At 32.9% G+C, this 23,390-nt stretch carries 25 protein-coding genes and 2 pseudogenes; 22 read left to right on the top strand and 5 right to left on the bottom strand.

The window, feature by feature from the left end:
* Positions 1–77: 77 nt before the first annotated feature.
* From KFD70_RS05955 to KFD70_RS05945, 3 genes and pseudogenes are all read left to right on the top strand, one after another.
* Positions 78–215: pseudogene (locus KFD70_RS05955) on the top strand (helix-turn-helix domain-containing protein); the annotation flags it as partial.
* Positions 216–447: 232 nt separating this feature from the next.
* Positions 448–1,869, top strand: coding sequence for a zinc dependent phospholipase C family protein (locus KFD70_RS05950; protein ID WP_431613007.1), 1,422 nt, complete (start codon positions 448–450; stop codon positions 1,867–1,869).
* 87 nt (positions 1,870–1,956) lie between these two features.
* Positions 1,957–2,793 (top strand): endonuclease I family protein, encoded by an 837-nt coding sequence (locus tag KFD70_RS05945; RefSeq protein ID WP_431613006.1) that lies wholly within the window; start codon positions 1,957–1,959, stop codon positions 2,791–2,793.
* A gap of 73 nt (positions 2,794–2,866) precedes the next feature.
* Here the strand turns inward: KFD70_RS05945 and KFD70_RS05940 are convergent, their stop codons facing one another.
* The gene (locus KFD70_RS05940) at positions 2,867–3,301 is read right to left on the bottom strand and encodes an Lrp/AsnC family transcriptional regulator (protein WP_431613004.1); all 435 of its coding nucleotides are present in this window, start codon (positions 3,299–3,301) and stop codon (positions 2,867–2,869) included.
* A gap of 142 nt (positions 3,302–3,443) precedes the next feature.
* Here KFD70_RS05940 and KFD70_RS05935 point away from each other — a divergent pair, with 142 nt between their 5' ends.
* From KFD70_RS05935 to KFD70_RS05915, 5 genes are all read left to right on the top strand, one after another.
* The gene (locus KFD70_RS05935) at positions 3,444–4,724 is read left to right on the top strand and encodes an APC family permease (RefSeq protein ID WP_431613003.1); all 1,281 of its coding nucleotides are present in this window, start codon (positions 3,444–3,446) and stop codon (positions 4,722–4,724) included.
* A 135-nt stretch (positions 4,725–4,859) separates the two neighbouring features.
* Positions 4,860–6,500, top strand: coding sequence for a M3 family metallopeptidase (locus KFD70_RS05930; RefSeq protein ID WP_431613001.1), 1,641 nt, complete (start codon positions 4,860–4,862; stop codon positions 6,498–6,500).
* Between the two features lie 41 nt (positions 6,501–6,541).
* On the top strand, positions 6,542–7,294 hold the full coding sequence (locus KFD70_RS05925) for a WecB/TagA/CpsF family glycosyltransferase (RefSeq protein WP_431612999.1): 753 nt from the start codon (positions 6,542–6,544) through the stop codon (positions 7,292–7,294).
* Between the two features lie 39 nt (positions 7,295–7,333).
* The gene (locus KFD70_RS05920; RefSeq protein ID WP_431612998.1) at positions 7,334–8,035 is read left to right on the top strand and encodes a 5'-methylthioadenosine/adenosylhomocysteine nucleosidase; all 702 of its coding nucleotides are present in this window, start codon (positions 7,334–7,336) and stop codon (positions 8,033–8,035) included.
* Between the two features lie 78 nt (positions 8,036–8,113).
* Complete coding sequence (locus KFD70_RS05915; protein WP_431612996.1) at positions 8,114–8,560, top strand: GNAT family N-acetyltransferase; 447 nt, start codon at positions 8,114–8,116, stop codon at positions 8,558–8,560.
* 47 nt (positions 8,561–8,607) lie between these two features.
* On the opposite strand, the gene KFD70_RS05910 is transcribed toward KFD70_RS05915, so the two are convergent.
* Complete coding sequence (locus tag KFD70_RS05910; RefSeq protein WP_336451240.1) at positions 8,608–9,024, bottom strand: hypothetical protein; 417 nt, start codon at positions 9,022–9,024, stop codon at positions 8,608–8,610.
* 157 nt (positions 9,025–9,181) lie between these two features.
* On the opposite strand from KFD70_RS05910, the gene KFD70_RS05905 reads away from it, so the two are divergent.
* From KFD70_RS05905 to KFD70_RS05885, 5 genes and pseudogenes are all read left to right on the top strand, one after another.
* Entirely contained in the window at positions 9,182–9,829 is a 648-nt protein-coding gene (locus tag KFD70_RS05905) for a response regulator transcription factor (protein WP_336451239.1), read from the top strand.
* Complete coding sequence (locus tag KFD70_RS05900) at positions 9,822–11,204, top strand: sensor histidine kinase (RefSeq protein WP_336451238.1); 1,383 nt, start codon at positions 9,822–9,824, stop codon at positions 11,202–11,204. The genes KFD70_RS05905 and KFD70_RS05900 overlap by 8 nt, the downstream gene beginning before the upstream one ends.
* 324 nt (positions 11,205–11,528) lie before the next feature.
* A complete protein-coding gene (locus tag KFD70_RS05895) occupies positions 11,529–11,942 on the top strand; it encodes an Rrf2 family transcriptional regulator (protein ID WP_336451237.1) in 414 nt (137 codons plus the stop codon).
* 5 nt (positions 11,943–11,947) lie between these two features.
* Positions 11,948–12,135: pseudogene (locus tag KFD70_RS05890) on the top strand (hypothetical protein); the annotation flags it as partial.
* A complete protein-coding gene (locus KFD70_RS05885; RefSeq protein ID WP_431612995.1) occupies positions 12,132–12,761 on the top strand; it encodes a class I SAM-dependent methyltransferase in 630 nt (209 codons plus the stop codon). The pseudogene KFD70_RS05890 and the gene KFD70_RS05885, both read left to right, overlap by 4 nt.
* Positions 12,762–12,958: 197 nt before the next feature.
* On the opposite strand, the gene KFD70_RS05880 is transcribed toward KFD70_RS05885, so the two are convergent.
* Entirely contained in the window at positions 12,959–13,168 is a 210-nt protein-coding gene (locus tag KFD70_RS05880; RefSeq protein WP_336451235.1) for a hypothetical protein, read from the bottom strand.
* A gap of 225 nt (positions 13,169–13,393) precedes the next feature.
* Positions 13,394–13,663, bottom strand: a complete 270-nt coding sequence (locus KFD70_RS05875) for a DUF1292 domain-containing protein (RefSeq protein WP_336451234.1) — start codon at positions 13,661–13,663, stop codon at positions 13,394–13,396.
* 617 nt (positions 13,664–14,280) lie between these two features.
* Between KFD70_RS05875 and KFD70_RS05870 the strand changes: the two genes are divergently transcribed.
* The 4 genes from KFD70_RS05870 (at position 14,281) to KFD70_RS05855 (ending at position 18,080) form a co-directional block, all read left to right on the top strand.
* Positions 14,281–14,775: a transglycosylase SLT domain-containing protein gene (locus KFD70_RS05870; protein ID WP_336451233.1), complete on the top strand. Its 495-nt coding sequence runs from the start codon at positions 14,281–14,283 to the stop codon at positions 14,773–14,775.
* A gap of 104 nt (positions 14,776–14,879) precedes the next feature.
* The gene (locus tag KFD70_RS05865) at positions 14,880–16,679 is read left to right on the top strand and encodes a Xaa-Pro dipeptidyl-peptidase (RefSeq protein WP_336451232.1); all 1,800 of its coding nucleotides are present in this window, start codon (positions 14,880–14,882) and stop codon (positions 16,677–16,679) included.
* A gap of 247 nt (positions 16,680–16,926) precedes the next feature.
* Positions 16,927–17,157, top strand: a complete 231-nt coding sequence (locus tag KFD70_RS05860) for a hypothetical protein (RefSeq protein WP_003198034.1) — start codon at positions 16,927–16,929, stop codon at positions 17,155–17,157.
* Between the two features lie 449 nt (positions 17,158–17,606).
* Complete coding sequence (locus KFD70_RS05855) at positions 17,607–18,080, top strand: ankyrin repeat domain-containing protein (protein ID WP_336451231.1); 474 nt, start codon at positions 17,607–17,609, stop codon at positions 18,078–18,080.
* Between the two features lie 88 nt (positions 18,081–18,168).
* Here the strand turns inward: KFD70_RS05855 and KFD70_RS05850 are convergent, their stop codons facing one another.
* Entirely contained in the window at positions 18,169–19,095 is a 927-nt protein-coding gene (locus tag KFD70_RS05850; RefSeq protein ID WP_431612994.1) for an aldo/keto reductase, read from the bottom strand.
* 283 nt (positions 19,096–19,378) lie between these two features.
* On the opposite strand from KFD70_RS05850, the gene KFD70_RS05845 reads away from it, so the two are divergent.
* The 5 genes from KFD70_RS05845 to KFD70_RS05825 all read left to right on the top strand — a co-directional run bounded on the left by KFD70_RS05845 (position 19,379) and on the right by KFD70_RS05825 (position 23,365).
* On the top strand, positions 19,379–19,735 hold the full coding sequence (locus tag KFD70_RS05845; RefSeq protein ID WP_336451229.1) for an FtsB family cell division protein: 357 nt from the start codon (positions 19,379–19,381) through the stop codon (positions 19,733–19,735).
* Between the two features lie 232 nt (positions 19,736–19,967).
* On the top strand, positions 19,968–20,720 hold the full coding sequence (locus tag KFD70_RS05840; protein ID WP_431612993.1) for a serine hydrolase: 753 nt from the start codon (positions 19,968–19,970) through the stop codon (positions 20,718–20,720).
* A 129-nt stretch (positions 20,721–20,849) separates the two neighbouring features.
* The gene (locus KFD70_RS05835; protein WP_336451227.1) at positions 20,850–21,176 is read left to right on the top strand and encodes a DUF3870 domain-containing protein; all 327 of its coding nucleotides are present in this window, start codon (positions 20,850–20,852) and stop codon (positions 21,174–21,176) included.
* A 67-nt stretch (positions 21,177–21,243) separates the two neighbouring features.
* Positions 21,244–22,293, top strand: coding sequence for a dipeptide epimerase (locus KFD70_RS05830; RefSeq protein ID WP_336451226.1), 1,050 nt, complete (start codon positions 21,244–21,246; stop codon positions 22,291–22,293).
* A 70-nt stretch (positions 22,294–22,363) separates the two neighbouring features.
* Positions 22,364–23,365 carry a C40 family peptidase gene (locus KFD70_RS05825; protein WP_431612992.1) on the top strand — a complete coding sequence of 334 codons (1,002 nt, stop codon included), beginning with the start codon at positions 22,364–22,366 and terminating at the stop codon, positions 23,363–23,365.
* The last annotated feature ends 25 nt before the right edge of the window (positions 23,366–23,390 follow it).

The raw sequence follows: 23,390 nt of genomic DNA, 5'->3' as shown, positions 1-23,390 counted from the left end.
AGTACAATTAAAATATAGTACATCAGTATTTAAATAGTTATTTCATTATTGGGAATGTTTAAATGAGAGGTGGAAACATGCAAATCGGGGAAAGAATCCGTCAAATTCGTATACATAAAGGAATGTCACAAGGTGAACTCGTGTCGAGAGTATGCTCTATCGCTGATTTAAGTAGAATATTAAAATCAAATGGTTTCTTAGTTGAGGTGTCAGAATATTGAAAATGGTAATAACTCTTATTTTTAATCTTCTGTTTTATATTTTGTTACATAGAGATTTTTATTGTGAACCGTTTCCTTTTTAGCTAGTAATCAAATATGTATAATTGCATAAATAAATCAAAATATATAAGTTATTATTAAACTACATTTTTAATGTAGAAGGATATTTTTACTTCGAAGTGAAACCGTTTACGTTATCAATGAAATTAAGACTTAGGAGAATGGTATGAAAAAGAAATTATGTACATTGGCTCTCATAACAGCAATTACTTCTAGTACTACGGTAATTCCAACAGTAGCAGAAGCTTGTGGAATAGGAGAAGTAATGAAACAGGAGAACCAAGAGCACAAACGTGTGAAGAGGTGGTCTGCGGAGCATCCGCACCATCCTAATGAAAGCACGCACTTATGGATTGCGCGAAATGCGATTCAAATTATGAGTCGTAATCAAGATAAGACGGTCCAGGGAAATGAATTGCAATTTTTAAATACTCCTGAATATAAGGAGTTATTTGAAAGAGGTCTTTATGATGCGGATTACCTTGATGAATTTAACGATGGAGGTACAGGTACAATCGGCATCGATGGGCTAATTAGGGGAGGATGGAAATCTCATTTCTACGATCCTGATACGAGAAAGAACTATAAAGAGGAAGAAGAACCAACAGCCCTCTCGCAAGGAGATAAATATTTTAAATTAGCAGGTGAATACTTTAAGAAGGGTGACCAAAAACAAGCTTTTTATTATTTAGGTGTTGCAACGCATTACTTTACAGATGCGACCCAGCCAATGCATGCCGCTAATTTTACGGCTGTTGATATGAGTGCTTTAAAGTTTCATAGCGCTTTTGAGAATTATGTGACTACTATTCAGACACAATTTGAAGTGAAGGATGACAAGGGAACATATAATTTAGTTGATTCTAATGATCCGAAACAGTGGATACATGAAACCGCTAAACTTGCAAAGGCAGAAATTATGAATATTACCAATGATAATATTAAAACTCAATACAATAAAGGAAACAATGCTCTTTGGCAAAGAGAAGTTATGCCAGCTGTTCAGAGGGGTTTAGAAAAAGCGCAAAGAAATACAGCGGGATTTATTCATTTATGGTTTAAAACATACGTTGGCAAAACTGCTGCTGAAGATATTGAAAATACTGTAGTAAAAGATTCTAAGGGAGAAGCAATACAAGAAAATAAAAAATACTTCATTGTGCCGAGTGAGTTTTCAAATAGAGGTTTGACCTTTGAAGTGTATGCGAGGAATGACTATGCACTATTATCTAATTACGTAGATGATAATAAAGTTCATGGTACGCCAGTTCAATTTGTGTTTGATAAAGAGAATAACGGTATCCTTCATAGGGGAGAAAGTGTACTGCTGAAAATGACGCAATCTAACTATGATAATTACGTATTTCTAAACTACTCTAACTTGACAAACTGGGTACATCTTGCAAAACAAAAAACAAATACTGCGCAGTTTAAAGTGTATTCAAATCCGGATAATCCATCTGAATACTACCTATATACAGATGGATACCCAGTAAATTATCAAGAGAATGGAAAAGAGAAAAGCTGGATAGTGTTAGGAAAGAAAACGGAAAAACCAAAATCATGGAAATTTATACAGGCTGAATAGGATTTTCTATCGTAAAGAGAGAAAATGTGTATGTAACTTTGAAATATTTAACGTGTTTATATTAAATTTTAAAGGGGATAGCTGTATATGACGTTTCGAAATACAAAACTTGCTATTTTTACTATTTCTTCATTTTTTATTTTAGGTTCTTCATCCCTAGCATTTACAGATACCGTATATGGTGAAGGAACTTCTTCGACCTCAAAAGTAAATCATGGGGTAATCGCAACTAATTATGATGATACGTATTATAATAGTGCGAAGGGGAAAACGGGTTTAGAATTAAAAAAGGAGCTTCATACTATTATTGATAATCATACAAAGATATCATACAGTGCGGTTTGGGAAGCACTAAGAGATACTGATGAAGATCCAAATAATAAAAATAATGTACTCCTTTTATATACAGGGCGTTCGCAAGAGAAATTTACAAATGGTTCAGGAGTAGATAATTGGAACCGAGAGCATGTTTGGGCAAAATCTCATGGTGATTTTGGGACAGCAGCAGGACCAGGAACGGACCTTCACCATTTAAGAGCGACGGATGTATCTGTAAATAGTTCACGTGGAAATTTGGATTTTGATAATGGCGGTGTGAATCATTCGGAAGCAACAGAATGTAAATTTGATAGTGATTCTTGGGAACCTCGTGATAGTGTAAAAGGAGATATCGCTAGAATGTTGTTTTACATGGCTGTTCGTTATGAAGGAGATAATGGTGAAATAGATTTAGAACTTAATGAAAAAGTGAATAACAATCAAGATCCATATATGGGGAAACTATCAGTCTTACTAAAATGGAATGAACAAGATCCTGTCGATGATTTTGAACGAAATCGCAATGAAATTATCTATACAAAGTATCAACATAACCGGAATCCATTTATTGATCATCCTGAATGGGTAAATGAGATTTGGAAATAAACAAGTAAAATCATGATTTTGTAAAAATTTAAAGTAGAAAGGAGTGGTCTTTATAACCACTCCTTTCTTATATTTATTCTACAATAATTGGTCTGTAAGGGATTGGTGAGGAGAGTATCATAGAGGTTTTTACAGAACCAAATGGGATTACAATATCGATTAATGATTCTAATTCTTTCATTGATTGCACAGCTACTTTTAAGTAATAGCTACTTTCTCCTGTTACTCGATGACATTCAAGTATTCTATGTTCGTTGTATATTTTCTCTTCGAATTTTTTACAGGGGATTTTTAAGTTCTCTATTCTTAAAAACGCTTGAATTCCTTTGCCAACTGCATCAGGAGAAATACGTGCTGTATATTTTTCGATTATCCCTGCATCATGTAATCGTTTGAGTCTTTCCGTAACACTAGGACGACTAAGGTGTAAATGTTCCGTCATTTCTTTAATCGTCATTCTGGCTTCTTCTTGTAAAAGTAAAATTATTTTTTTATCGATTTCATCCATAATACGCACTCCTTTACGAAAGTGAAAATAAATAACTAAAATACCTTCATAATATAAAGTTTAGAAAAAAACTATGTTCATTTTTGAATATAAAATAGATAAATAACTTTCTATAATTTAAATATAAATGGAGGTGCATAGAATGTCTAATGATTTTAAAGAAACGATTTCTATTCGAAAGGGAACCGCTTTATATGTAGGAGCAGTTTTAGGATCAGGAATTCTTATTTTACCAGGTATGACAGCTAGTATAGCGGAGGGAAATGCTATTATTTCTTGGTTTATAATGATTTTGCTCAGTATCCCGCTTGCGTTTACGTTTGCCTTTTTATCTATTGAGTATCCTAGTGCAGGTGGAATTGCAACGTTTTCTGAAAAAGCTTTTGGGAAAAATGTTGGGGCTATAATAGGGTGGTGTTTTTTTATTGCTGGAAGTGTTGGGCAAATTATCGTGTCTCTAACGGGCGGGATGTATATTACTAAAGTCTTCGATTTCCCTGCTTACTTTGCATATGTAATTGCTTTTATTATATTAAGTACAGCTATTTGTTCAAATGTCTTCGGGTTACAAATGAGCGGAGTATTTCAAGTGTGTATAGGCGTATTAACTTTTCTTATTTTATTTATAACCATTGTTTGCTCATTACCTAATATTGAAATGAAGAATATGAACATGAACGTTTCAGTAAATAATATACAACCTATTTTACATGCGTCATTATTAATTTTTTGGTCTTTTTTTGGATGGGAAGCAATTTCAAGTTTAGCACCAGAATTTAAATCTCCAAGAAAAAGGAATATCATTTTTTCTACAGGAGTTGCTATTGTGATTATTGGATTTTTATATATAGGCATTGCCGTTTCAGTAATTGGTACGAAATCATATTCTACAGAGTCTGATAATAGTACTGCTCTAGTAATCGTTATCAAAGATATATTAGGTGACCAATTTGCATGGTTAGTTGGATTAGTAGCTTTCATGATTTGCTTAGGTACAACAAATGCATTTATAGCAAGTATGAGCCGGCTTGGTTATTCTTTAGGAAAAGAAGGATTTGCACCTAAGTATCTTGGATATTTAAATAATAAAAGGAATACACCGACGTATGCCTTAATGACAGTTGGGTTCATCGCAATAGCAGGGATTTTCATAAGTTTTATTTTTCATATTAACCTAGATAAATTAGTATTAATCCCTAATTCGTTAGGAATTGTTACATATATAGTAGGTACTGCAGCGGGAATAAAGCTAATCAAGAATAGACTAGGAAAGATTTTTTCTGTAACAGCATTTACATGTTGCGTAATGGTATATCCGTTTATTGGTGATGTAATTGCCATTCCGATTGTAGTTGCGTTGATGTGTTTAGTGTATCTATACATACCCAAAAGAAGAGGCAGTAAATGCACGATATATAAATAAGAAGAAATAGAAAAGGAAAATAAAATACTTACATAAAAGTCGGAATATTTCAAGATATTAAAATTAAAATAATTCGTATATAATTAGCTAATGAATGCATGATTGTAAGTATCTGTAAAAGCAGGAGGCTATAAAATGAATCAAATCATCAATCATCCAACGCGGTGGGATTTGGAAAGATTATATCCTGAAACAAAAGACCCTATGTTTTCTACAGAAAAAGAGAAAATTGAGCAATTAATAGCAACATATAAAGAAAATCGAGACTCAGCAATCCTTTCAAGAATTATACAAAGTATTGAAAAGGCAGAGTATTACTTCTACTGTCTTTCTACTGAACAAGTAGATGAATCTACAGTTGTTTTACCACATACAAAAATAAATGATTTAAAAACTGAAGTTCGTTTATTACTACAAGAAGCGAATTGTGAAAAAAGTAACTTCTCCGAATATCAAAATATCAATTTTATAGAAAATGAATTAAAAACTTGGGAAGACATGTACATACAATTACGAAATAGACTGGAAATACATAATAATAATGAAGTCTTTTCATTTGGAAAAGCAAACTATCTTGCGATGAATGCTGAAACTCATCATGAAAGATTATCAGTATTTTCTTCTTTTACTAAGGCATTAGAAAAAGAGAAAACAGTATTTGCTAGCGTGCTTAATCAAATGGGGAGATTGCGTAATCTAAAAAGTAATCTGCTGCGAGAAAAGGGAGTCTTGTCACAATCTCTTCAAGCAAACGGTATCTCTAAAAATGCATTATTGGAAATGTGGGATGCAATTGAAAGGAATCTTGAAAAGTTATCAAGTGTTATAGCGTTTCATAAAAGTAATAAAGAGATATTTACTTGGCATGATTTGATGACATTAGAAGAAAGTAATCAGATTGAAATCCCTTTTTCACTAGCAGTAAAGGATATATACGATGCTTTAAAGAGTATTGATGAAGAATTAGCACAATTTGCACAGCACGCTATTATGAATGGTTGGGTAGATGCTGAGCCAAGAGATAATAAGCCTCCTAGTGGATTTTGTGCTCCTTTTTTAAGCGAAGGAGAGTCTCGAATTTCATTACGGTATGATGGAACAATTGATAGTGTAAGAGTATTAGCGCATGAATTAGGACATGCATGGCATTTTTATGTAATGAGTCATGAGCAGTCTACCGCATTTTTGGATGATTATCTTCCAATGAGTATGGCTGAATCAGCATCCATTTTCTTTGAAATGGTACTTGTAGATTACTTAGTTAAAACAGCAGAGTGTAGAGAGCTGAGAAAATCGTTGCTCAGCTGGAAAATCAGAAATAGCTTTAATTATGTAATGGCCATTCGAGCATCCTTTCAATTTGAGCAAACATTTTATGAAGAAATTCAAAAAGGGCCGTTAAGTGCAGATGAAATAGAAAACATATCTATACGTTCACAAGAAGTAGCTTATGGTAATTGTTTAACAGAATATCAACCTTTTGTTTGGATGAAATATGTTCAATTTTATACGGCAAATGTTCCATTTTATAACTATCCATATACATTTGGTTATCTACTCAGTTTAGGATTATTAGAAATTGCAAAGCAAGATGGTGGTGAATTGCATTCGAAGTACAAAAAATTCTTGTGCGAGACTGGAAAGCGTCCAGTTGAAGAGTTGGTGAAACAATATTTTCATATCGACCTTGCTGATCATGAGTTTTGGGAGAAAGCATTGCTTCAAATAAATAAGGATGTTGATGAGTATTTACAGCTTGTAAAAGAAGAAGTATAAGTCATTTATTATAAGAATCATAAGGGAAGTGTATGTAAGAAATGGAACAACAGTACATAAAAGGAATACCATTTTGTAGCTTAGAGTATAAAAAAGTAATAGCTTTATTAAAAAATTGGTTATCTGAAAAGGAAAATAAACCAAGGTTTATTGTTACAGCGAATCCTGAAATTGTGATGTCTGCTAAAGAAACTTCAACTGAATCTGTACGTTTCAAAAACATTTTACTATCTGCGGATTTAATAACAGCAGATGGAATAGGTGTGATACTCGGCTCTAAAATTTTAAAAGGAAAATTGAAAGAGCGTGTGACAGGTGCAGATTTAACGCATGACTTAATAGAGTATTGTAATCAAAAGGGATACCGTGTGTTTCTTTTTGGTGCTGCACCAGAAAGTAATGAGAAAGCATTAGGAAATTTAAAAATGCGTTTTCCACATGCTACTTTTGAAGGACAACATGGCTTTGTAAATGAAGAGCAGATAGAAGAAGTTAAACTTCGAATTCAACAATTCGAACCGCACTTACTATTGGTAGGGTTAGGATCTCCTAAGCAAGAGTTATTCATCTATGAAAATCTGCAAAAATTAAACGTACCTTTATCTATTGGGATTGGAGGTATGATTGATATTTTATCCGGAACAGTAAAACGAGCTCCAAAACTAATGAGGGATACTGGTACAGAATGGTTATATAGATTAGTAACACAGCCTAAGAGAATAAAAAGGCAGCTTGTCCTTCCGAAATTTTTAGTATCAGTTATGGCTGAGAGAGTCCGGAAAAGTGTTCATTAACTTAAACTGTATATGTAATCGAGAAGAGGGAAATGACAAATGAAAAAAATCGGTATTATTGGAGCAATGCAAATTGAAATAGACTTACTTTTAGAAAAATTAGAGATTCAAGAAGAATTTACGATTGCCAAAATGCCTTTTTATAAAGGAACATTTATGAATAAAGAAATTATCCTTACTCGCTGTGGTGTTGGAAAGGTGAATGCTGCTTCATGTGCACAAACTTTAATAAACAAATTCGAAGTAGATTGTATGATTAATACTGGCGTTGCAGGTGGATTACATACAGGTATTAAAGTTGGAGATCTCGTAATTTCCACGAATGTTACACATCATGATGTAGATAAAGGACAAATGAAGAATTTATTTCCGTTTCAAGAAACGTTCATTGCAAATAAGGAATTGAGAGAGCTTGCATTACAATCATGTAATACAATTGGGCTAGAAGGAAATGTTTATGAGGGAAGAATTGTAAGCGGAGAATGCTTTGTTGAAGATGCGCAGCTGAAAGAGAAATTAATTGCTGAATACTTGCCGCATTGTGTAGAGATGGAAGGTTCGGCGATTGGTCATGTTGCGTATATAAATGATGTACCATTTCTTGTCATTCGGTGTATTTCTGATACTGCAGATGATGAGGCAACTATATCTTATGAAAGCTTTGCAAAAGTCGCAGCGAATCAATCTTCGAGGATTATTGTTGAAATGATTAAGAATATGAAAAGTAATATAGTAGTGTGATAGGAATGAAAAAAGGACTTCTTGTAAAGGGGAAAGTCCTTTTTTGGTAGTAATTCATATTATTGGTAGGTGATGGAGATGTGGAACTTTCAATTGAAACAAATTGAAAGCTTATCACAAGTTGATACCACTCATCTTGTGGAAGAAAGTAAAAAAGAAGGATTTAACTTTCTTATAAAGTTAGTAAATGAATACAGAAATAAAACAAATACATTTAATCAAAAGGGGGAGTGCTTGTATGGCGTTTTTCAAGATGAAGTTCTTATCGGAATTGGTGGCATAAATCAAGATCCGTATACGAAAGTTAAAGCAGTTGGACGGTTAAGAAGGTTTTATATTTCTAAAACATATCGAAGGAAAGGGATAGGAAATTTATTATTAAAGAAAATCTTATCTGATGCAAAAGAGCATTTTCAAATTGTCGTTCTGTATACAGACACAAAACAAGGTAGTCAATTTTATATTTCAAATGGATTTAGGAAAAGTGAAGGGTATCGAGGATCGACTCATTATTTAAGGTTATAAAAAAGATTCCATACGGCACAAGTTTATGGAATCTTTTTTATAAGTAATTATAATTTTACTTTTAAATGCTTCAATAAATGTTCAGGATGACCTTGTACATAATAAAAATGCGGATTATTTTCATCATCATAAATCATGATATAGGGTTTTTCGTTAAGCGGAAGGAGTACAAGAACTTCATCTATCGTTGTATGTATCCATTGGTTTGTAATGGTAACCGGTTTAGATAAAGGGATTTTTATCAAATGACCAGTTTTAGGGACAACGTTTAGATTTTTAAATGGGCCAGTAATGGATTTTGCATATTGTATTGCCTCTTTTTGAATTTCTGCATCTAGAGATTGTTTTTGCACGACCATCTCTTTTTGACAATCAAATACTTCAATTTGTTTATTTGTTTCTGCGAGAACATTTGTTGATAATAAAAATGAAAACAGAAAAAGGAATCCTATTTTTTTAAACATGGAACAACACCTCATATTTATTATTCCCTCAAATCCTATAAATATTTTTTGTCACATTTATGTAACAAAGAAAGTGTATGATAGCGCCATAAGTATGAATTTCTCATTTTACTTTGGTATGATAAGGTTTACAGATAGTTAATGGAGGAAGAAACACATGAAAGTATTAATCGCGGATGATGAACAGGATATGCTTAAAATATTAAAAGCTTATTTCGAGAAAGAAGGATTCCAAGTTCTCCTAGCAAAGGATGGAGAAGAAGCACTTGAAAGATTTTATGAAGAAAAAATTGATTTAGCTATTTTAGACTGGATGATGCCAAAAAGGAATGGAATCACTGTATGTCAGGAAATAAAAAAGAACTCAAGCGTGAAAGTGTTAATGCTAACTGCTAAAAGTGAAAATGAGGATGAACTTGCGGCTTTGCAAAACGGGGCGGATGAATATGTAAAAAAGCCATTTCATCCAGGGATTTTACTTACACGTGCTAAAAAACTTTTAAATCAAGATGAAGTCATACAAGTTCAAAATTTAAAAATCAATTTACTAAAAAATAAAGTATATAAAAATGATAAAGAATTAGAAATTACAAAAACAGAGTTAGAATTAATAAAATGTTTTTTAAATCATAAAGGTACAATATTAACGCGTAAAAAGTTACTAGATATCGTATGGGGCTTTGATTATTTCGGGGATGAGCGAACAGTGGATACACATGTTAGACGATTGCGAAAAAAAATAGGTGAAGAGATTATTAAAACGCATCGTGGTTTAGGGTATAGTTTGGAGGAAGCTCGTGAATAAACTTGGTAAAAAACTGTTTCTAAGTATTTCCTTAACGATTATTCTTATTTTTACAATTTCGCTATTATTAATAAATTATTTTTTGCCGAAATATAATATATACAAGACAAGAGAAAGCCTAAATGAAATTACGACTCAAATACAATCTGCCTCTGATGAAACACTAGTAGATATGATCAATCGAATTGAGAATGAAAACAATGTAACAATTGTTTACACTTCTATAAAAGGCACAGAAGATGAAATGAATGACGCATTACGTTCGCAGCTTGCCCATAAGAGGGTGACATTGAATAAGCTTTGGATTACAAAAGAAGAGGTAATGAAAGTAAAGCGTTCTGGACAATCGAATAAATTATATGATCAAGAGAAGCTTAAAGCGAGCTTTTTTGCAAAATATATCGCTAAAAATGATATGTTAATTTTAGTAGGGGTTTCGATTGCGCATTCAAACGAACTGATAGAGGTACTTAACACATTTTATTTATATATTTTAGGATTTTCAATATTACTTGTCGTTGTACTAGTCTGGGTACTATCCAAAACAATTACAACTCCATTAAAAGAATTAAGCGATGTCGCAGAAGATATTTCTAACCTTAAATTTAAGCAATCGCAGGTAAAAACAAACGATGAAATTGGTGAATTAGCTAGTAGCATTAATATTATGAGTAATAAGTTACATGAAGCTCATCAAGATTTAACGGATAGAAATGAACATTTGAAGCAGTTTATGGGTGATATTACTCATGAACTAAAAACACCAATTGCATTAGTTAAGGCATATTCAATGGGGATTCAAGATGGACTAGATGATGGGACATATTTGGATACAATTATTAAACAAACGGATCAAATGTCAAATTTAATAGAGGAACTGCTTCGCTTTTCTAAGCTTGAAAGAGACTTACTGCAGAAAGAAGAATTTCAGGTAGTACCACTTATTCAAAGTGTAATTGATAAATATGAAATTGAACTCCAGGCTAAAGGCATACATTTACAAATGGATTGTTACGTAGAAAATGCTAGTATATATGCAGATTTGGATAAAATGCACATGGTATTTAATAATTTAATTTCCAATGCAATCAAATATACAGAAAATCAAAATATCAAGATTGTATTGGAAGAAAGAAATGATTGTGTATATTTTAGTATTCAAAATGGAATTAACCCTGAAGTAAGTACAGATATCGAAAAAATTTGGGAACCATTTTATGTATTAGAAGCTTCACGTAATAAAGAAATATCAGGGACTGGATTAGGATTAGCTATTGTAAAGAGTATTTTAGAACGACATGGTTTTGAGTATGGTGTCTCCATTATAAAAAATGAAATACAATTTTATATGTATATAGAAAAGAACTTACTTTGAGTTAGCAAGACCTAAATGCTAAAAATAAGAAGCTCTCACAAATTAGATATGACTAATTTGTGAGAGCTTTTGCTCTTTTTATTATCGGTTTGAAACAAAGATGCATTGTTTATAAGAAAGTTGTACCGTTTATAAAAAGAGTAACGGAATCTCTTATCTGAAATGATAGTGATGCGGTTTTTTTTATTGTACGAAAAGGAAGGGGGGTGAATAAGTGCGTAGTATGTTCAGACTCTGCATAAAAGCTTGCTATTTCTTTCACTTTAAATTAAAATGAATTCCAGACATAAAAGATCTTTAATGTATTTATAATGGGGGGAAGTAATGAAATATTCAAAAGCTACAAATTATGCTTTACACACAATGGTATATTTAACACTAACACCAAAAGGAAAAGCGATTGGAGTAGAACAGTTAGCTAAAATTCAAAATCTCTCACCAACATATCTTTCTAAGATTTTAACAAAACTTGTTAAAGCAGGACTAATTGAATCCAATCCTGGTGTTAATGGTGGATATAGTATAGTAAGAAAGTCTGGTAATATTTCTTTTTTAGATGTAATTCAAGCTATTGAAGGTAAAACAACTTTATTCACATGTTCTTTAGAACATGAAGACTTGAAAAATGGAGATTGTTTAATTGAAAATGTGATGTTTGAAGCAGAAAAAAAGATGAAAGATGAACTAAACAATAAATATATTATTGATATTGCAAACCAAATCAATAAAAAATCATAAATGTCTCCAATAAGAGTTATGTTCAGTTCGCCCATGATTTTTCATTAGACCATAAGCGTGTAAAAAGAGGAAAACATAAAGAAGCAATAAAGGTAAAGAATTTTATGGTTCAATGTAATGTAGCCTATGCTTATACAAAAACAGCAGGTTTTAAAAAAGAGAGCTAATATTTGTAAAGGAGATTGAAGTATGACAGAATTCTGGGAATCAAGTTTTATAGAAAATCAAATGATGTGGGGATTTGAACCTTCAGACTCCGCAATCTTGACAAAGGACTTTTTCCTTGAAAAGAAAGTTAAGGATATATTGATTCCTGGTATTGGATATGGTAGAAATGCAAAGGTTTTTATTGACAACGGAATGAATGTAACCGGTATTGAGATTTCAAAAACAGCGATTGAATTGGCAAGGCGAAATGGGCTTAATATTAGTATTTTTCATGGTTCAATAACCGATATGCCTTTTGATAACAAACTTTATGATGGTATATTTTGTTATGCACTTATTCACTTATTGAATAATCGTGAGAGAGAGAAGTTTATTAAAGATTGCTATAATCAGTTAAAGCCAAACGGATATATGATTTTTACTACTATTTCAAAAGAAGCCCCAATGTTTGGAAAGGGCAAACAACTGGGTAAAGATTATTTCGAGATAATGGAAGGGGTAAAAATGTTTTTTTATGATTCTGACTCGATAAAACAAGAATTCGGAAAATATGGGCTGATAGAATTTTCGGAAATTGTTGAGCCACATAAGAATATGGAAAATAAACCTCCATTTAAATTTATAATGGTAAAATGTCAAAAAGAACTATAATTACAATTGCATAAAAAAACAAAAATAGTGAATTGTTAATTGATAAAGCTTATGTGTAACCTATTCACGTTAAGTAACAAAAAATTGTTTAATTTACAATAAAGCCGTTTGAAAAGCATGAAAGTTCATTGATAATCATTTAAATTTATGATTTGAATTAATCAAGTATATCTCATCCTAACTCAAGAAGGAAACGTCTATTTAGAATTAGGATTATAATGAATAGTTCTATAAATACTATGATGGATATCAGGTAAGAGATCTTGATACATCTGAGGATCTATTTCCCCTTTATTTAGTGCAATATCTAATTGTTTTTTTTGTTCTATTGCAAAATAATGGATTAACTTTGCTTCATCTATGCCTTTTTTAGATGCAAACTCAGCTAGAGTTATTCCTTGCTTCATTTTTTATAAAAATTACTTTATATGAGAAATCGCCACATGCCCATCAACTTAAGAAATGGGTTGTTCCGTAAAACAAAAAAATAATCTGAGTTCTAATAAATAACTATAAAATAGAAAATTCGTTTTGGGGATACTTCAAGGTACTAGGCTGATGACAATGGGGTGATATCCCTATATACAAGAACAGAGGGGAGATATACATCCCCCTCTTGTGCCCAACTAATATTATTCTTGCTCGTCCATAATTTTCTCAAACGCAGCAGATACCTTTTCAAATTCCTCGTCGCTCTCAATGTATGAGAATTCACTATCTTCTTCTACTTTTAAAAAGAAGATATCAATGTCGTCCTCTGTTTCCGTTTGAATGTCTTCTACAAAGCCAACTGCAATGTATTCTGCTCCTTCGACATTCATCGTTCCGAGCACTTCAACTTCCTGCTCCTCATTACTCTCATCGCTAAGGGTAAAAATTTCGCCTACTTCAATTTCCGACATATTCATTCTCCTCCTGTTATGCTCTAAAAAATAGAACGTTCAAATCGTATACGTACTAGTATATCTTTCCATAAAAAATCAAATTCATGCGTAAAGAACAACAATTTCTTGTTGCTTCAGCGTAAGAATCCCACTAAAAGGACATCATCTGTGAATATGAATGAATACATTTTAGGTTCTCGTCATATGCCCATTAACTTAAGAAATGGGTTGCCCCAAAAAACGAAAAAAATGAGTTGAACTTTCATAAATAACTGTAAAATAATAAAATTTCCGTTTTGGAGACATTTTAAAATATTAGCTTGATGGGCATGTGGCGGTAAACATAAGTAGCAGAAAATCAAGATCCACTTAACTGAAAAAATAGATAAACTATTATCTTACTCAATTTATACACAGTTTATCTTAACTGTGCATGAGTACTGCCAGTATATTTATCAGTTCATAGTCGTTTGGATTTATGCTTCTATATTGAATATAGTATCTTCTTCGAATAATAGTATGTTAGCAAAATCGGTCTTTTATTTTTTAATTTCATTCTGTCAAATAGATGTCACATGAACATTTTATAGTAGGGGTATACAGGATTAAACATACACAATATAGGGGATGAATCTATGAAACAATTATTAAAATATATAGTAGTAATTTGCACGTTGACACTTTTATGTTATGCAGCTTATATGAAGTATGAAAAACAAAAAGAAATTGAAAATAATAAATTAGTAATTAGTGAAGTCTCAAAACAGTACGGTATACCAGAATGGATCCCACTTACAATTGCCGATCATGAAACAAAATTTAATCGAAAAGCTGTTGGAGATAAAGGGACATCTTTTGGATTATTTCAGTTACATCGGGGTGGATTAGCACCTGCGCAACTATCAGAAGAGAATTTAAAAGATGCAAAAACGAATGCGACAATAGCAATCTCGCATATGGTAAATTCCTATAAACGCGGAGTAAACAAAGGATTAACAGAATTAGCGCTTTTAAAATATGTAGCTAATACATCAGGATGGCCTGGGAATTTAGAAGAAGCTTGGACGGATAACAATACGAAATACAACGTGGGATTAGAAAAATCCTATAAATTATATAAGAAAGATTAAAGTATTACAAATTTCTCAAGTTTTCACCCTTTAACAAACTGAATTTTCTGTTATTTTGTTGTATAGTGAAAGATGTAATAGAAAAATATAAAGGGGGAAGAAATTTGAAGAAAAAAAAGCTAGCAGTTGCACTCTCAGCAATGTTTTCTTTAACATTTACATCAAGTATTTCGAGTATTACAGTACATGCAGAAAAAAGCGAAGAGAGTTCGATAAAATTTTCTGCTTTACCGTTAAATGGTAAAGTGCCAGAAACATTAGCTCAGTCAACAAAGATTGAGTTGGAAAATGGAATGACGAAGCCCATTTATTCAACTGATGAGGCGATTGTAGAAAATTTATTTGTAGAAACTGAGATTGATAGCGACCGAGATGGAAAAAGAGATCGTGTATCGATAAAGGTAATGCGACCGAAAACAGAACCGGGTGTGAAAATTCCCGTTATTTATGAAATGAGTCCTTACCGTTCGGGAATAAAAGACGTCCCAGTTTATAATGTAGATGAAGAATTACATCCTACTGAAGGCAAACCTTATGCAGGACCAGCTAATCTCGGTTCATATGGAAATTACTATGTTCCTCGTGGATATGCCGTTATTTTAGGAGAAAGCATCGGAACTGGAAAATCAGATGGATGTCCAACAACTGGTGACGAACAAGAAATTCTCGGTACAAAATCTGTCATTGATTGGGTAAATGGACGAGCGAAAGCATTCACAGCAGATGGTAAGGAAATACAGGCGGATTGGTCTACAGGAAATGTCGGGATGACAGGAGTTTCCTATAATGGTACATTACCAAACGCTGTTGCAACAACCGGAGTTGAAGGATTAAAAACAATTATTCCGATTGCCGCAATTAGTAGCTGGTACGATTATTACCGTGCAAATGGTGCAGTTGTTGCACCAGGTGGTTACCAAGGTGAAGATACAGATAATATGGCCGAAGCAGTATTAACGAGAGAGAATCCTGAAGTTTGTCAAAAAATTACGAAAGAGCTAACTGAAGGGCAAGACCGAAAAACAGGAGATTATAATGATTTTTGGGATAAGCGTAACTACGTGAAGGATGCTAAAAATATAAAGGCAAGTGTATTTGTTGTACATGGTTTAAACGATTGGAATGTAAAGACAAAACAGTTTTCAGAGTGGTGGGAAGCTCTTGGAGAAAATAATATTCCTCGCAAAATGTGGTTACATCAAGGTGGACATGGTGGAACATCAAGTAATAACTGGCAGCAAACACAAAATAAATGGTTTGACTATTGGTTATACGGAATTGAAAATGGGATTATGAACGAACCGATGGTAGATGTCGAGCGAGAAAATAAAACGTGGCAGAAATTAAAAAATTGGCCAGACCCTGCAGCAGCTTCGTCTAAAATACGTATGCTTTTAAGTAATAAAGCCGTAGATTTACCACTTCGAGTGGGTGCGATGCAACAAGTATCTTCATTGTTAGATGATGCAAAAATTAAATCGAATCAATTAGCAGCAAATCCAGAATTAGAATCATCAAATCGGTTAGTATATGTAATGCCTAAGCTCGAAAAAGAAATGAGAATAAGTGGTACACCAAAAATTTCATTTAAGGGAAGTATTGATCGTCCAGTCTCAAATTTAACTGCATTACTTGTTGATTATGGCGGTGCGAAACCAGAAATTGTAACGAGAGGATGGATGGATCCACAAAACTTGAATGGAAAAGAACAGTCAACGCCAATTATACCAGGGAAAGATTATACATTTACATGGGACATGCAGCCGGATGATTATGTATTCCAAGCCGGCCATCAAATAGGAGTCGTATTAATTGCAAGTGACTATGACTATACAATTCGCCCAAAAGCAGGAACGAAACTTACAGTAAAATTAAGTGAAGTAACATTACCAATTGTAAAATAGAAAGAAGCCTCCACATTCGGAGGCTTTGTTTTTTTTGTATTGAAAAAAGGAGATGGATGTTAAATGAAATTTTCAAAAGGATGTTATAAAGGAGAGAAGAAGGGGAGAGATTATTTTTCACTAAAAGGATATCTTATAATCCTAGCATAGGTAATATGTTATTTTGAAATAACAACAGATTTATTATATAATATTTTCGTATTAATAATGGATAATTGTAATTTTTAAAATAAGGAGAATATATCCTATGAAAGATGTAGATTTTATACTAGAAAGTGATGAAACATTAAAGCCATCTGAACGATTAGTATTATTACTGTTAGAAAAACATAGAATTTTATATACAAATGATTTGCTAGCACTATCTAATTTATCATATAAAACATTAACAGATTCGTTAACGGAACTCGTGGTAAAATCGTACGTATTAAAAGAGACGGGTAAGGGAAGAAGGCAAAATTGCTATAGGTTAATGTAGGAGTTATTGTATCTTTAAAAGAATATAAAATTCAATTATTTTTCAGATGAAACATAAAAATGATTTTTAAATTTTATTTGAAAAAATAATCCAAATAGATGCTGCCTAACCATTATTTTTTATTAAATTAACAATCATTTTTTTAAATTTATAAAGGAATATCCGAATTTTAAAAAATAAAGAGTGATCAATTTGGTAGTGTATGTTTTTGTATTTATTAAGAAATAGAAAAATGATATAAAAATATGTTTTGTTTAAATCTAAAGCAGTCCATTTTTGAAATGGGCTGCTTTTTAATATAAAAACATTTTTTGTATGATTAATGAAAATGAAATAATACTTATAATATTATTATGTAAACCGAATTAGATAAAAAAGGAATTTACCATGTTTAATAGAATTATTTATGCTAGAAAATAAAATAATTCTATGTAAAAGGGGGGATAACGATGAATTCAATTGTAGCAATTACAAATGCAGTAATGAATGGGGAAGAGGAGAAGGTAGTGGGATTAATAAATGAAGATCAAGATCTTGTGCATTCTTATAGTGAGGATGGCTGGACACCTCTTCATTTAGCAGCTTATTTTGGTTATAAAGAAATTGCAAATTTCCTTCTGAAAAAGGGTGCTAATTTACATGTGAAAGCGAAGAATCAAAATGAAAATACACCCCTTCAAGCAGCAATTGCAAACAAAAAAATTGAACTCGCTATATTTTTAATTGAACAAGGGGCAGATGTTAATGCTGTACAAAGTGGTGGTTGGACAGGGCTCCATGAAGCAGCTTTATTAGGCGATGAAAAAATCGTAGCTTTACTTATTGAAAACGGAGCGGATAAAAATATTAAGAAAGAGGATGGTAAAACAGCATATGATATCGCGTTAGAGAAGGGACATCAGCATCTACTACATCTTGTATAAAGGAATTGAAATAAACAATACATATATAATATGAGAATAATAAAATAACAAAAAAGATTGGTAGCATTGCATTGCTACCAATCTTTTTTTAGAAGTCTTGTATATATGCCAATTCTTCTTCTAATAGAAGAGGGCGTACAGAAGCAGCTGCATTTTCGGCTGCTTGATTAGCTGTTTTTGCTCCGGGAATAGCAACAGATACAGCAGGATGCGATAGTACATAACGAAGGGCCAGTTGCCCCAAAGTTCGTTTAGGGTTTGAAAGTGATCTCAATTTCTCAACCTTTCGTAAAGCATCTTGAAACCATGTTTCTTTTGGCCAATCTTGTCGTAAATCACCATCAGGAAATGTTGTTTGTTCTGTAAACTTTCCAGTCAATATCCCCATTTTTAATGGCCCCCGAATGACAGCTCCTAAGTTTTTCTCTTGTAAGTAAGGTAAAATATCATTTTCAGGTTCTCGGTTTAGTATGCTGTAGTCAAGCTGTACAACATCAATTTTCCCGGCTTTATTAAAGTTTTTAATATATTGTAAGTCATGCGTAGAAACACCAACTGCTCTTACTTTTCCATCTCGTTTTAAAATTTCAAATGCGCGAAGGAAGGCTTCGGTTTCTTCTTTTTTATCCCACCAAATATGACAAAAATAAACATCAATGTAATCTGTTTGAAGGCGGAGTAAACTCGTTTCAAATACTGCAATTACCTTTTCTGCTGTATCGTAGACAGGTTCTCCATTAGGATCATAGTGATGACCAACTAATCCTCCCTTTGTGGAAAGAACGATATCATTTCGATGTTCTTTTATTGCTTGTGCCACTAATTTTTCGCTATGCCCTAAACCATATACATCAGCGGTATCAATAAAATTCACTCCGCATTCAACTGCTGTTTTCATTGCAGAGATAGAATGTTTGTCATTTACAGGACCCCATTCATCACCGCCAATTGCCCATGCTCCAAATCCAATTTCAGAAACAGTTAAACCGGTTTTTCCTAATGCACGGTATTTCATTTGTTTACCTCCTTAATAAAAGGAATACCTAATAAATTATTCAGTGAAAAAGCGAATGTGTTTGTGAGATCTTTTTGCTTAGCTTAAAAACATAAAACACTAATTTATAGCACAAAAAATAAAATTTTCATCTGAAATATAGAGATGTCGTCGAAAGCTATCTCTAATTGGTTAATTTATGAGATTTTTTTATGGAGGAGCTTATTTTATGAGAAGAGAATTTAGGGTAGTAAGAAAGTACACCTGTGGTAGTGAAATAAAATGAGTTAGGGGGATTTAAAAAATGAGGAAACTCAAGAAAGTAAATGTTCCTAATACGCCACAACAGCAAATACAGTCTAATGAATATCGAGTTATAAATAAGAAAAAATTACGCCGGTTTATTTTCGTTTTTATTTTTATTTTTTCCGCCACTTTTTATGTCCAATATATTCTTAATAAGCAGCAAGAAATAATTGTAGAAAAGCGAGATACGATTAAAAATCAGCAAAAGCAATTAATTTCTTTAGAAAAAGATTCACGTTATTTAAAAAGCGAAGTTAATAATTTGACAGATAATGAAGAAGAAATTTTAAAGTATGCAAGAAAGGAGTATCAATTCTCTAAGCCGAACGAAACTATATTTGTACTACCTAAGTAAGAATGTAAAAAGCAGTAAATAAAGCGAACTGCACCCGAATTGTTAGACACTGTCTACAGTTGGGGTGCAGTTTTTTATTAATTCTTTTTAGGAAACACGACTTTTTTTACAAAGTAGTTGGTTAGGAGAAGAAAAATGCTACTGAGTCAAGCACTTTTTAAAGAGATATATCAATAACTGCGAATAGTTATTAGTGCTATAATTTTCAAAAAGGAGAGGTAAAGAGGTAAATATGAAAAAAGCAGACTTTATATATGAAATAGAAAAACGAATTAAAAGTATAAATGGAAATGTAAGCGTCATGATACAAGGAGAAATGACGTATCGGTACAATGAACATTTGGTACATCCATCAGCTAGCCTTATTAAGTTACCTATTCTTTCGTGTGCGATAGAAACGATGAAGGATGGAATTTTAAATCCATATGAAGTAATTTCTGTTTCATCTCTTGAAAAGACTGGTGGAAGCGGTATTGTTGCTTCATTACATACACCAAATGTAACGATACAAGATCTTATTACATTGATGATTACAGTTTCTGATAACACTGCGACAAATTGGCTTATAAATAAGTTGAAAATGAATCGCATTCAAGAACACATTGATTCACTGCAGTTAAATGGAACGAAACTACAACGATATATGATGCAACCACCTCAGGAACCGGGAAAGGATAATTTTACAACAGCTGAAGATATTGTGTCTCTACTAAAGCATTATGAGAATAAAGAACAATTTTATAACCCGCTTCAAAATCAACAATTTACCTATAAATTATGTGGGAAGTTAGATGGGATGAAAGGACTTTTAACAGCGAACAAAACGGGAGAATTACAAACTGTTACACATGATGCTGCAAGGCTGAACATAAATAATAAGACGGTATATGTAGCTGTCCTAAGTTCAAATGTTGAATGTATAAATCATACAAATTATATATTTTCAGAGATTGGAAGTCTAATTGTACAATATTTACTAAAATAAATATTGTTAAAATTCTGTCAATTGTATATAATATTCAGTAAGCGGATACATTTCTTGATTAACGATGAGTCATCAGCTTATTCGACTGTTAAGAAAACCGTTATCCTCGTATAAGAAAGGAAGATTTATGTGTACGCTTCTAATACGATTTATATCGTAGGGGACGCAAAAGCACCTCAAAACAATCCGATTACAGAAAAATTCAAGAGTTATTTCGTTGCATTTGTTGTTGAAAAAGATACAGGAAAGATTGTGGATGCGGATTGTTCAGCAACCATTTCATTGACGAGTCAGTTTGTAAAACATTTATTTCTACATAGAAATATAAATGACCCACAATTAGTAGAAGAGATTAGAACTCGGTATTTCGGATCGTCTCAAAAAGCATTGCTTGTAGCTTTAAAAGATGCACAAAAAAAATATAATCAAATTGCTGCTTTGTCTACACATTCATAGACAAAATCCAGCCATAAGATTCGTTCTTATGGCTGGATTTTTTTATTAGACAGAAAGGATGAATGAAATGAAAATCATAGATTTAACAGTAAAACATCGTTATATCAAGCTTCATACACCATTTAAAACAGCTTTGCGCACTGTAACTGAAATCGAAAGTATTGATGTTTTTATTCATACAGATGAAGGGGTTATAGGGAAAGGCGCTGGAACTGCGACACCAGTTATTACAGGAGATTTTGCGAGTGGAATGGAAGAAGCTATTTTAGGGCCGATCCGTTCTGTACTAATTGGGAAAGAATTGCAGCAATTTCAAGCATTGTTGTTACAGATTCAAATGAGCTGTGTAGGAAATACGAGTGCAAAGGCAGCAGTTGATATGGCTTTATATGATGTGTATTGCCAGTTTCATAATATCCCATTATATGCGTTGCTAGGTGGACAGAAAGAGATTCAAACGGACATTACAGTAAGTGTTGATGAACCTATATTAATGGCGAAAGAAGCAAAAAGTCATGTAGAAAAAGGATTTAACACATTAAAAATTAAAGTTGGTAAATCAGCAGAATTGGATTTAGAACGCATTGAAGCGATTAGAAATGTTGTGCCGAAGGATGTAACTTTACGATTAGATGCAAATCAAGGATGGAGTCCAAAAGAAGCTGTATCGATTATTCGAGAAATGGAAAATAGAAATTTAAATATAGAATTCGTAGAACAACCCGTTCACGCGAAAGATTGGGAAGGAATGAAATATGTAAAAGATCATGTGCAAACACCAATTATGGCTGATGAAAGTGTGTTTTCGGCGCAGGATGCTTTAAAACTTGTTCAAGGACAGTACGCTGATTTATTAAATATTAAATTAATGAAATGCGGAGGGATACGAGAAGCGTGGAAGATTGCTGATATTGCTGGCGCTGCCGGTGTAAAATGCATGGTTGGTAGCATGATGGAATCATCGCTTTCTGTGGCAGCGATTACACATGTAGCAGCAGCTCATCCGAACATTCATTACTTTGATCTGGATGCTCCTTTATGGTTAATGGAAGAGCCAGGCGGAATCACATATAACGGGCCAAAGGTTAACCTGCATCATGCAGTGAATATAAAATAAAGCTTTAGTTGTTGTTTTACAAGCTATAACCTGTTTGAGCAGGAAAATTATGAATAAAGGGGATGTGCTTATGAGGAAACTTATTACTGGACTTTTTAGTAGTTTGTTAGTATTTTCATCTTTTTCTGTTGTAAATGCTGAAGAAGCAAAAAGTAATGAAGCGTATGTCGATGTAGCAGCTGCAACGTTATGGACTGGGCCCAATTTGCTTCGTCCAATTGATGAGCCAAGTGCGACGAACCCTGTTAATCTATGGAAATGGACGAAATCGATGACACTCGATGAAAAACTTTGGCTAACAAGTACTAATAAATTAGAAACACAAGCTTTATTAGGGCAGGAAGTAACAATCATTGATCGGCAAGGTGAGTGGGCAAAAGTAGTAGTTCATGGTCAGCCAACGCCAAGAAATGAGGCTGGTTATCCAGGATGGGTCCCAATAAAACAACTAACCTATAATCAAGAATTTGCAGAGAAAAAGGAACAACCATTTGTTCTTATTACAAAGCCGACAGCTATTTTATACATGAATCCATCTGATAAATATAAATCTTTAGAGGTTAGTTATAACACACGCTTACCATTAATAAGTGAAGATCATATATCGTATCGAGTATTGTTACCAAACGGACAAAAAGCATGGTTACGGAAAAATGACGGAAAAGTATATAAATCGCAAAATGATATTCCGGCTCCAACAGGTGATGATTTAGTGAATACTGGGAAATTATTTTTAGGATTGCCCTATATATGGGCTGGAACAAGTGGTTTCGGCTTTGACTGTTCTGGTTTTACACATACGATTTACAAATCTCATGGTATTACAATTCCACGTGACTCCGGTCCACAATCAAAAGCGGGGGTTGCTGTTGAAAAAGAAAACTTACAAAAAGGTGACTTAATATTCTTTGCTTATAATCAAGGAAAGGGAAGTGTTCATCACGTAGGTATGTATATTGGGGACGGGAAAATGATTCATTCTCCAAACGCAGCGAAGACCGTTGAAATTATCCCTGTGAACACGCCAGGGTACATTGAAGAATATGCAGGTGCGCGCCGTTATTTACCATAACAAGAGAGAGTAATAGAACAATAAT

Source organism: Bacillus pfraonensis, assembly GCF_050768835.1.
GTDB lineage: Bacteria > Bacillota > Bacilli > Bacillales > Bacillaceae_G > Bacillus_A > Bacillus_A pfraonensis.
The sequence above is the reverse complement of the archived record's forward strand: the minus strand, read 5'-3'. Positions and strand labels throughout refer to the sequence as shown.

Excerpts from the sequence above, each read along its gene's own strand:
- KFD70_RS05915 (WP_431612996.1), top strand. The coding sequence starts at position 8,114 with ATGTGGAACTTTCAATTGAAACAAATTGAAAGCTTATCACAAGTTGAT.
- KFD70_RS05830 (WP_336451226.1), top strand. The coding sequence starts at position 21,244 with ATGAAAATCATAGATTTAACAGTAAAACATCGTTATATCAAGCTTCAT.
- KFD70_RS05905 (WP_336451239.1), top strand. The coding sequence starts at position 9,182 with ATGAAAGTATTAATCGCGGATGATGAACAGGATATGCTTAAAATATTA.
- KFD70_RS05870 (WP_336451233.1), top strand. The coding sequence starts at position 14,281 with ATGAAACAATTATTAAAATATATAGTAGTAATTTGCACGTTGACACTT.
- KFD70_RS05930 (WP_431613001.1), top strand. The coding sequence starts at position 4,860 with ATGAATCAAATCATCAATCATCCAACGCGGTGGGATTTGGAAAGATTA.
- KFD70_RS05925 (WP_431612999.1), top strand. The coding sequence starts at position 6,542 with ATGGAACAACAGTACATAAAAGGAATACCATTTTGTAGCTTAGAGTAT.
- KFD70_RS05910 (WP_336451240.1), bottom strand. The coding sequence starts at position 9,024 with ATGTTTAAAAAAATAGGATTCCTTTTTCTGTTTTCATTTTTATTATCA.
- KFD70_RS05840 (WP_431612993.1), top strand. The coding sequence starts at position 19,968 with ATGAAAAAAGCAGACTTTATATATGAAATAGAAAAACGAATTAAAAGT.
- KFD70_RS05845 (WP_336451229.1), top strand. The coding sequence starts at position 19,379 with ATGAGGAAACTCAAGAAAGTAAATGTTCCTAATACGCCACAACAGCAA.
- KFD70_RS05950 (WP_431613007.1), top strand. The coding sequence starts at position 448 with ATGAAAAAGAAATTATGTACATTGGCTCTCATAACAGCAATTACTTCT.
- KFD70_RS05860 (WP_003198034.1), top strand. The coding sequence starts at position 16,927 with ATGAAAGATGTAGATTTTATACTAGAAAGTGATGAAACATTAAAGCCA.
- KFD70_RS05920 (WP_431612998.1), top strand. The coding sequence starts at position 7,334 with ATGAAAAAAATCGGTATTATTGGAGCAATGCAAATTGAAATAGACTTA.
- KFD70_RS05945 (WP_431613006.1), top strand. The coding sequence starts at position 1,957 with ATGACGTTTCGAAATACAAAACTTGCTATTTTTACTATTTCTTCATTT.
- KFD70_RS05875 (WP_336451234.1), bottom strand. The coding sequence starts at position 13,663 with ATGTCGGAAATTGAAGTAGGCGAAATTTTTACCCTTAGCGATGAGAGT.
- KFD70_RS05885 (WP_431612995.1), top strand. The coding sequence starts at position 12,132 with ATGACAGAATTCTGGGAATCAAGTTTTATAGAAAATCAAATGATGTGG.
- KFD70_RS05935 (WP_431613003.1), top strand. The coding sequence starts at position 3,444 with ATGTCTAATGATTTTAAAGAAACGATTTCTATTCGAAAGGGAACCGCT.
- KFD70_RS05880 (WP_336451235.1), bottom strand. The coding sequence starts at position 13,168 with ATGAAGCAAGGAATAACTCTAGCTGAGTTTGCATCTAAAAAAGGCATA.
- KFD70_RS05855 (WP_336451231.1), top strand. The coding sequence starts at position 17,607 with ATGAATTCAATTGTAGCAATTACAAATGCAGTAATGAATGGGGAAGAG.
- KFD70_RS05850 (WP_431612994.1), bottom strand. The coding sequence starts at position 19,095 with ATGAAATACCGTGCATTAGGAAAAACCGGTTTAACTGTTTCTGAAATT.
- KFD70_RS05895 (WP_336451237.1), top strand. The coding sequence starts at position 11,529 with ATGAAATATTCAAAAGCTACAAATTATGCTTTACACACAATGGTATAT.
- KFD70_RS05825 (WP_431612992.1), top strand. The coding sequence starts at position 22,364 with ATGAGGAAACTTATTACTGGACTTTTTAGTAGTTTGTTAGTATTTTCA.
- KFD70_RS05940 (WP_431613004.1), bottom strand. The coding sequence starts at position 3,301 with ATGGATGAAATCGATAAAAAAATAATTTTACTTTTACAAGAAGAAGCC.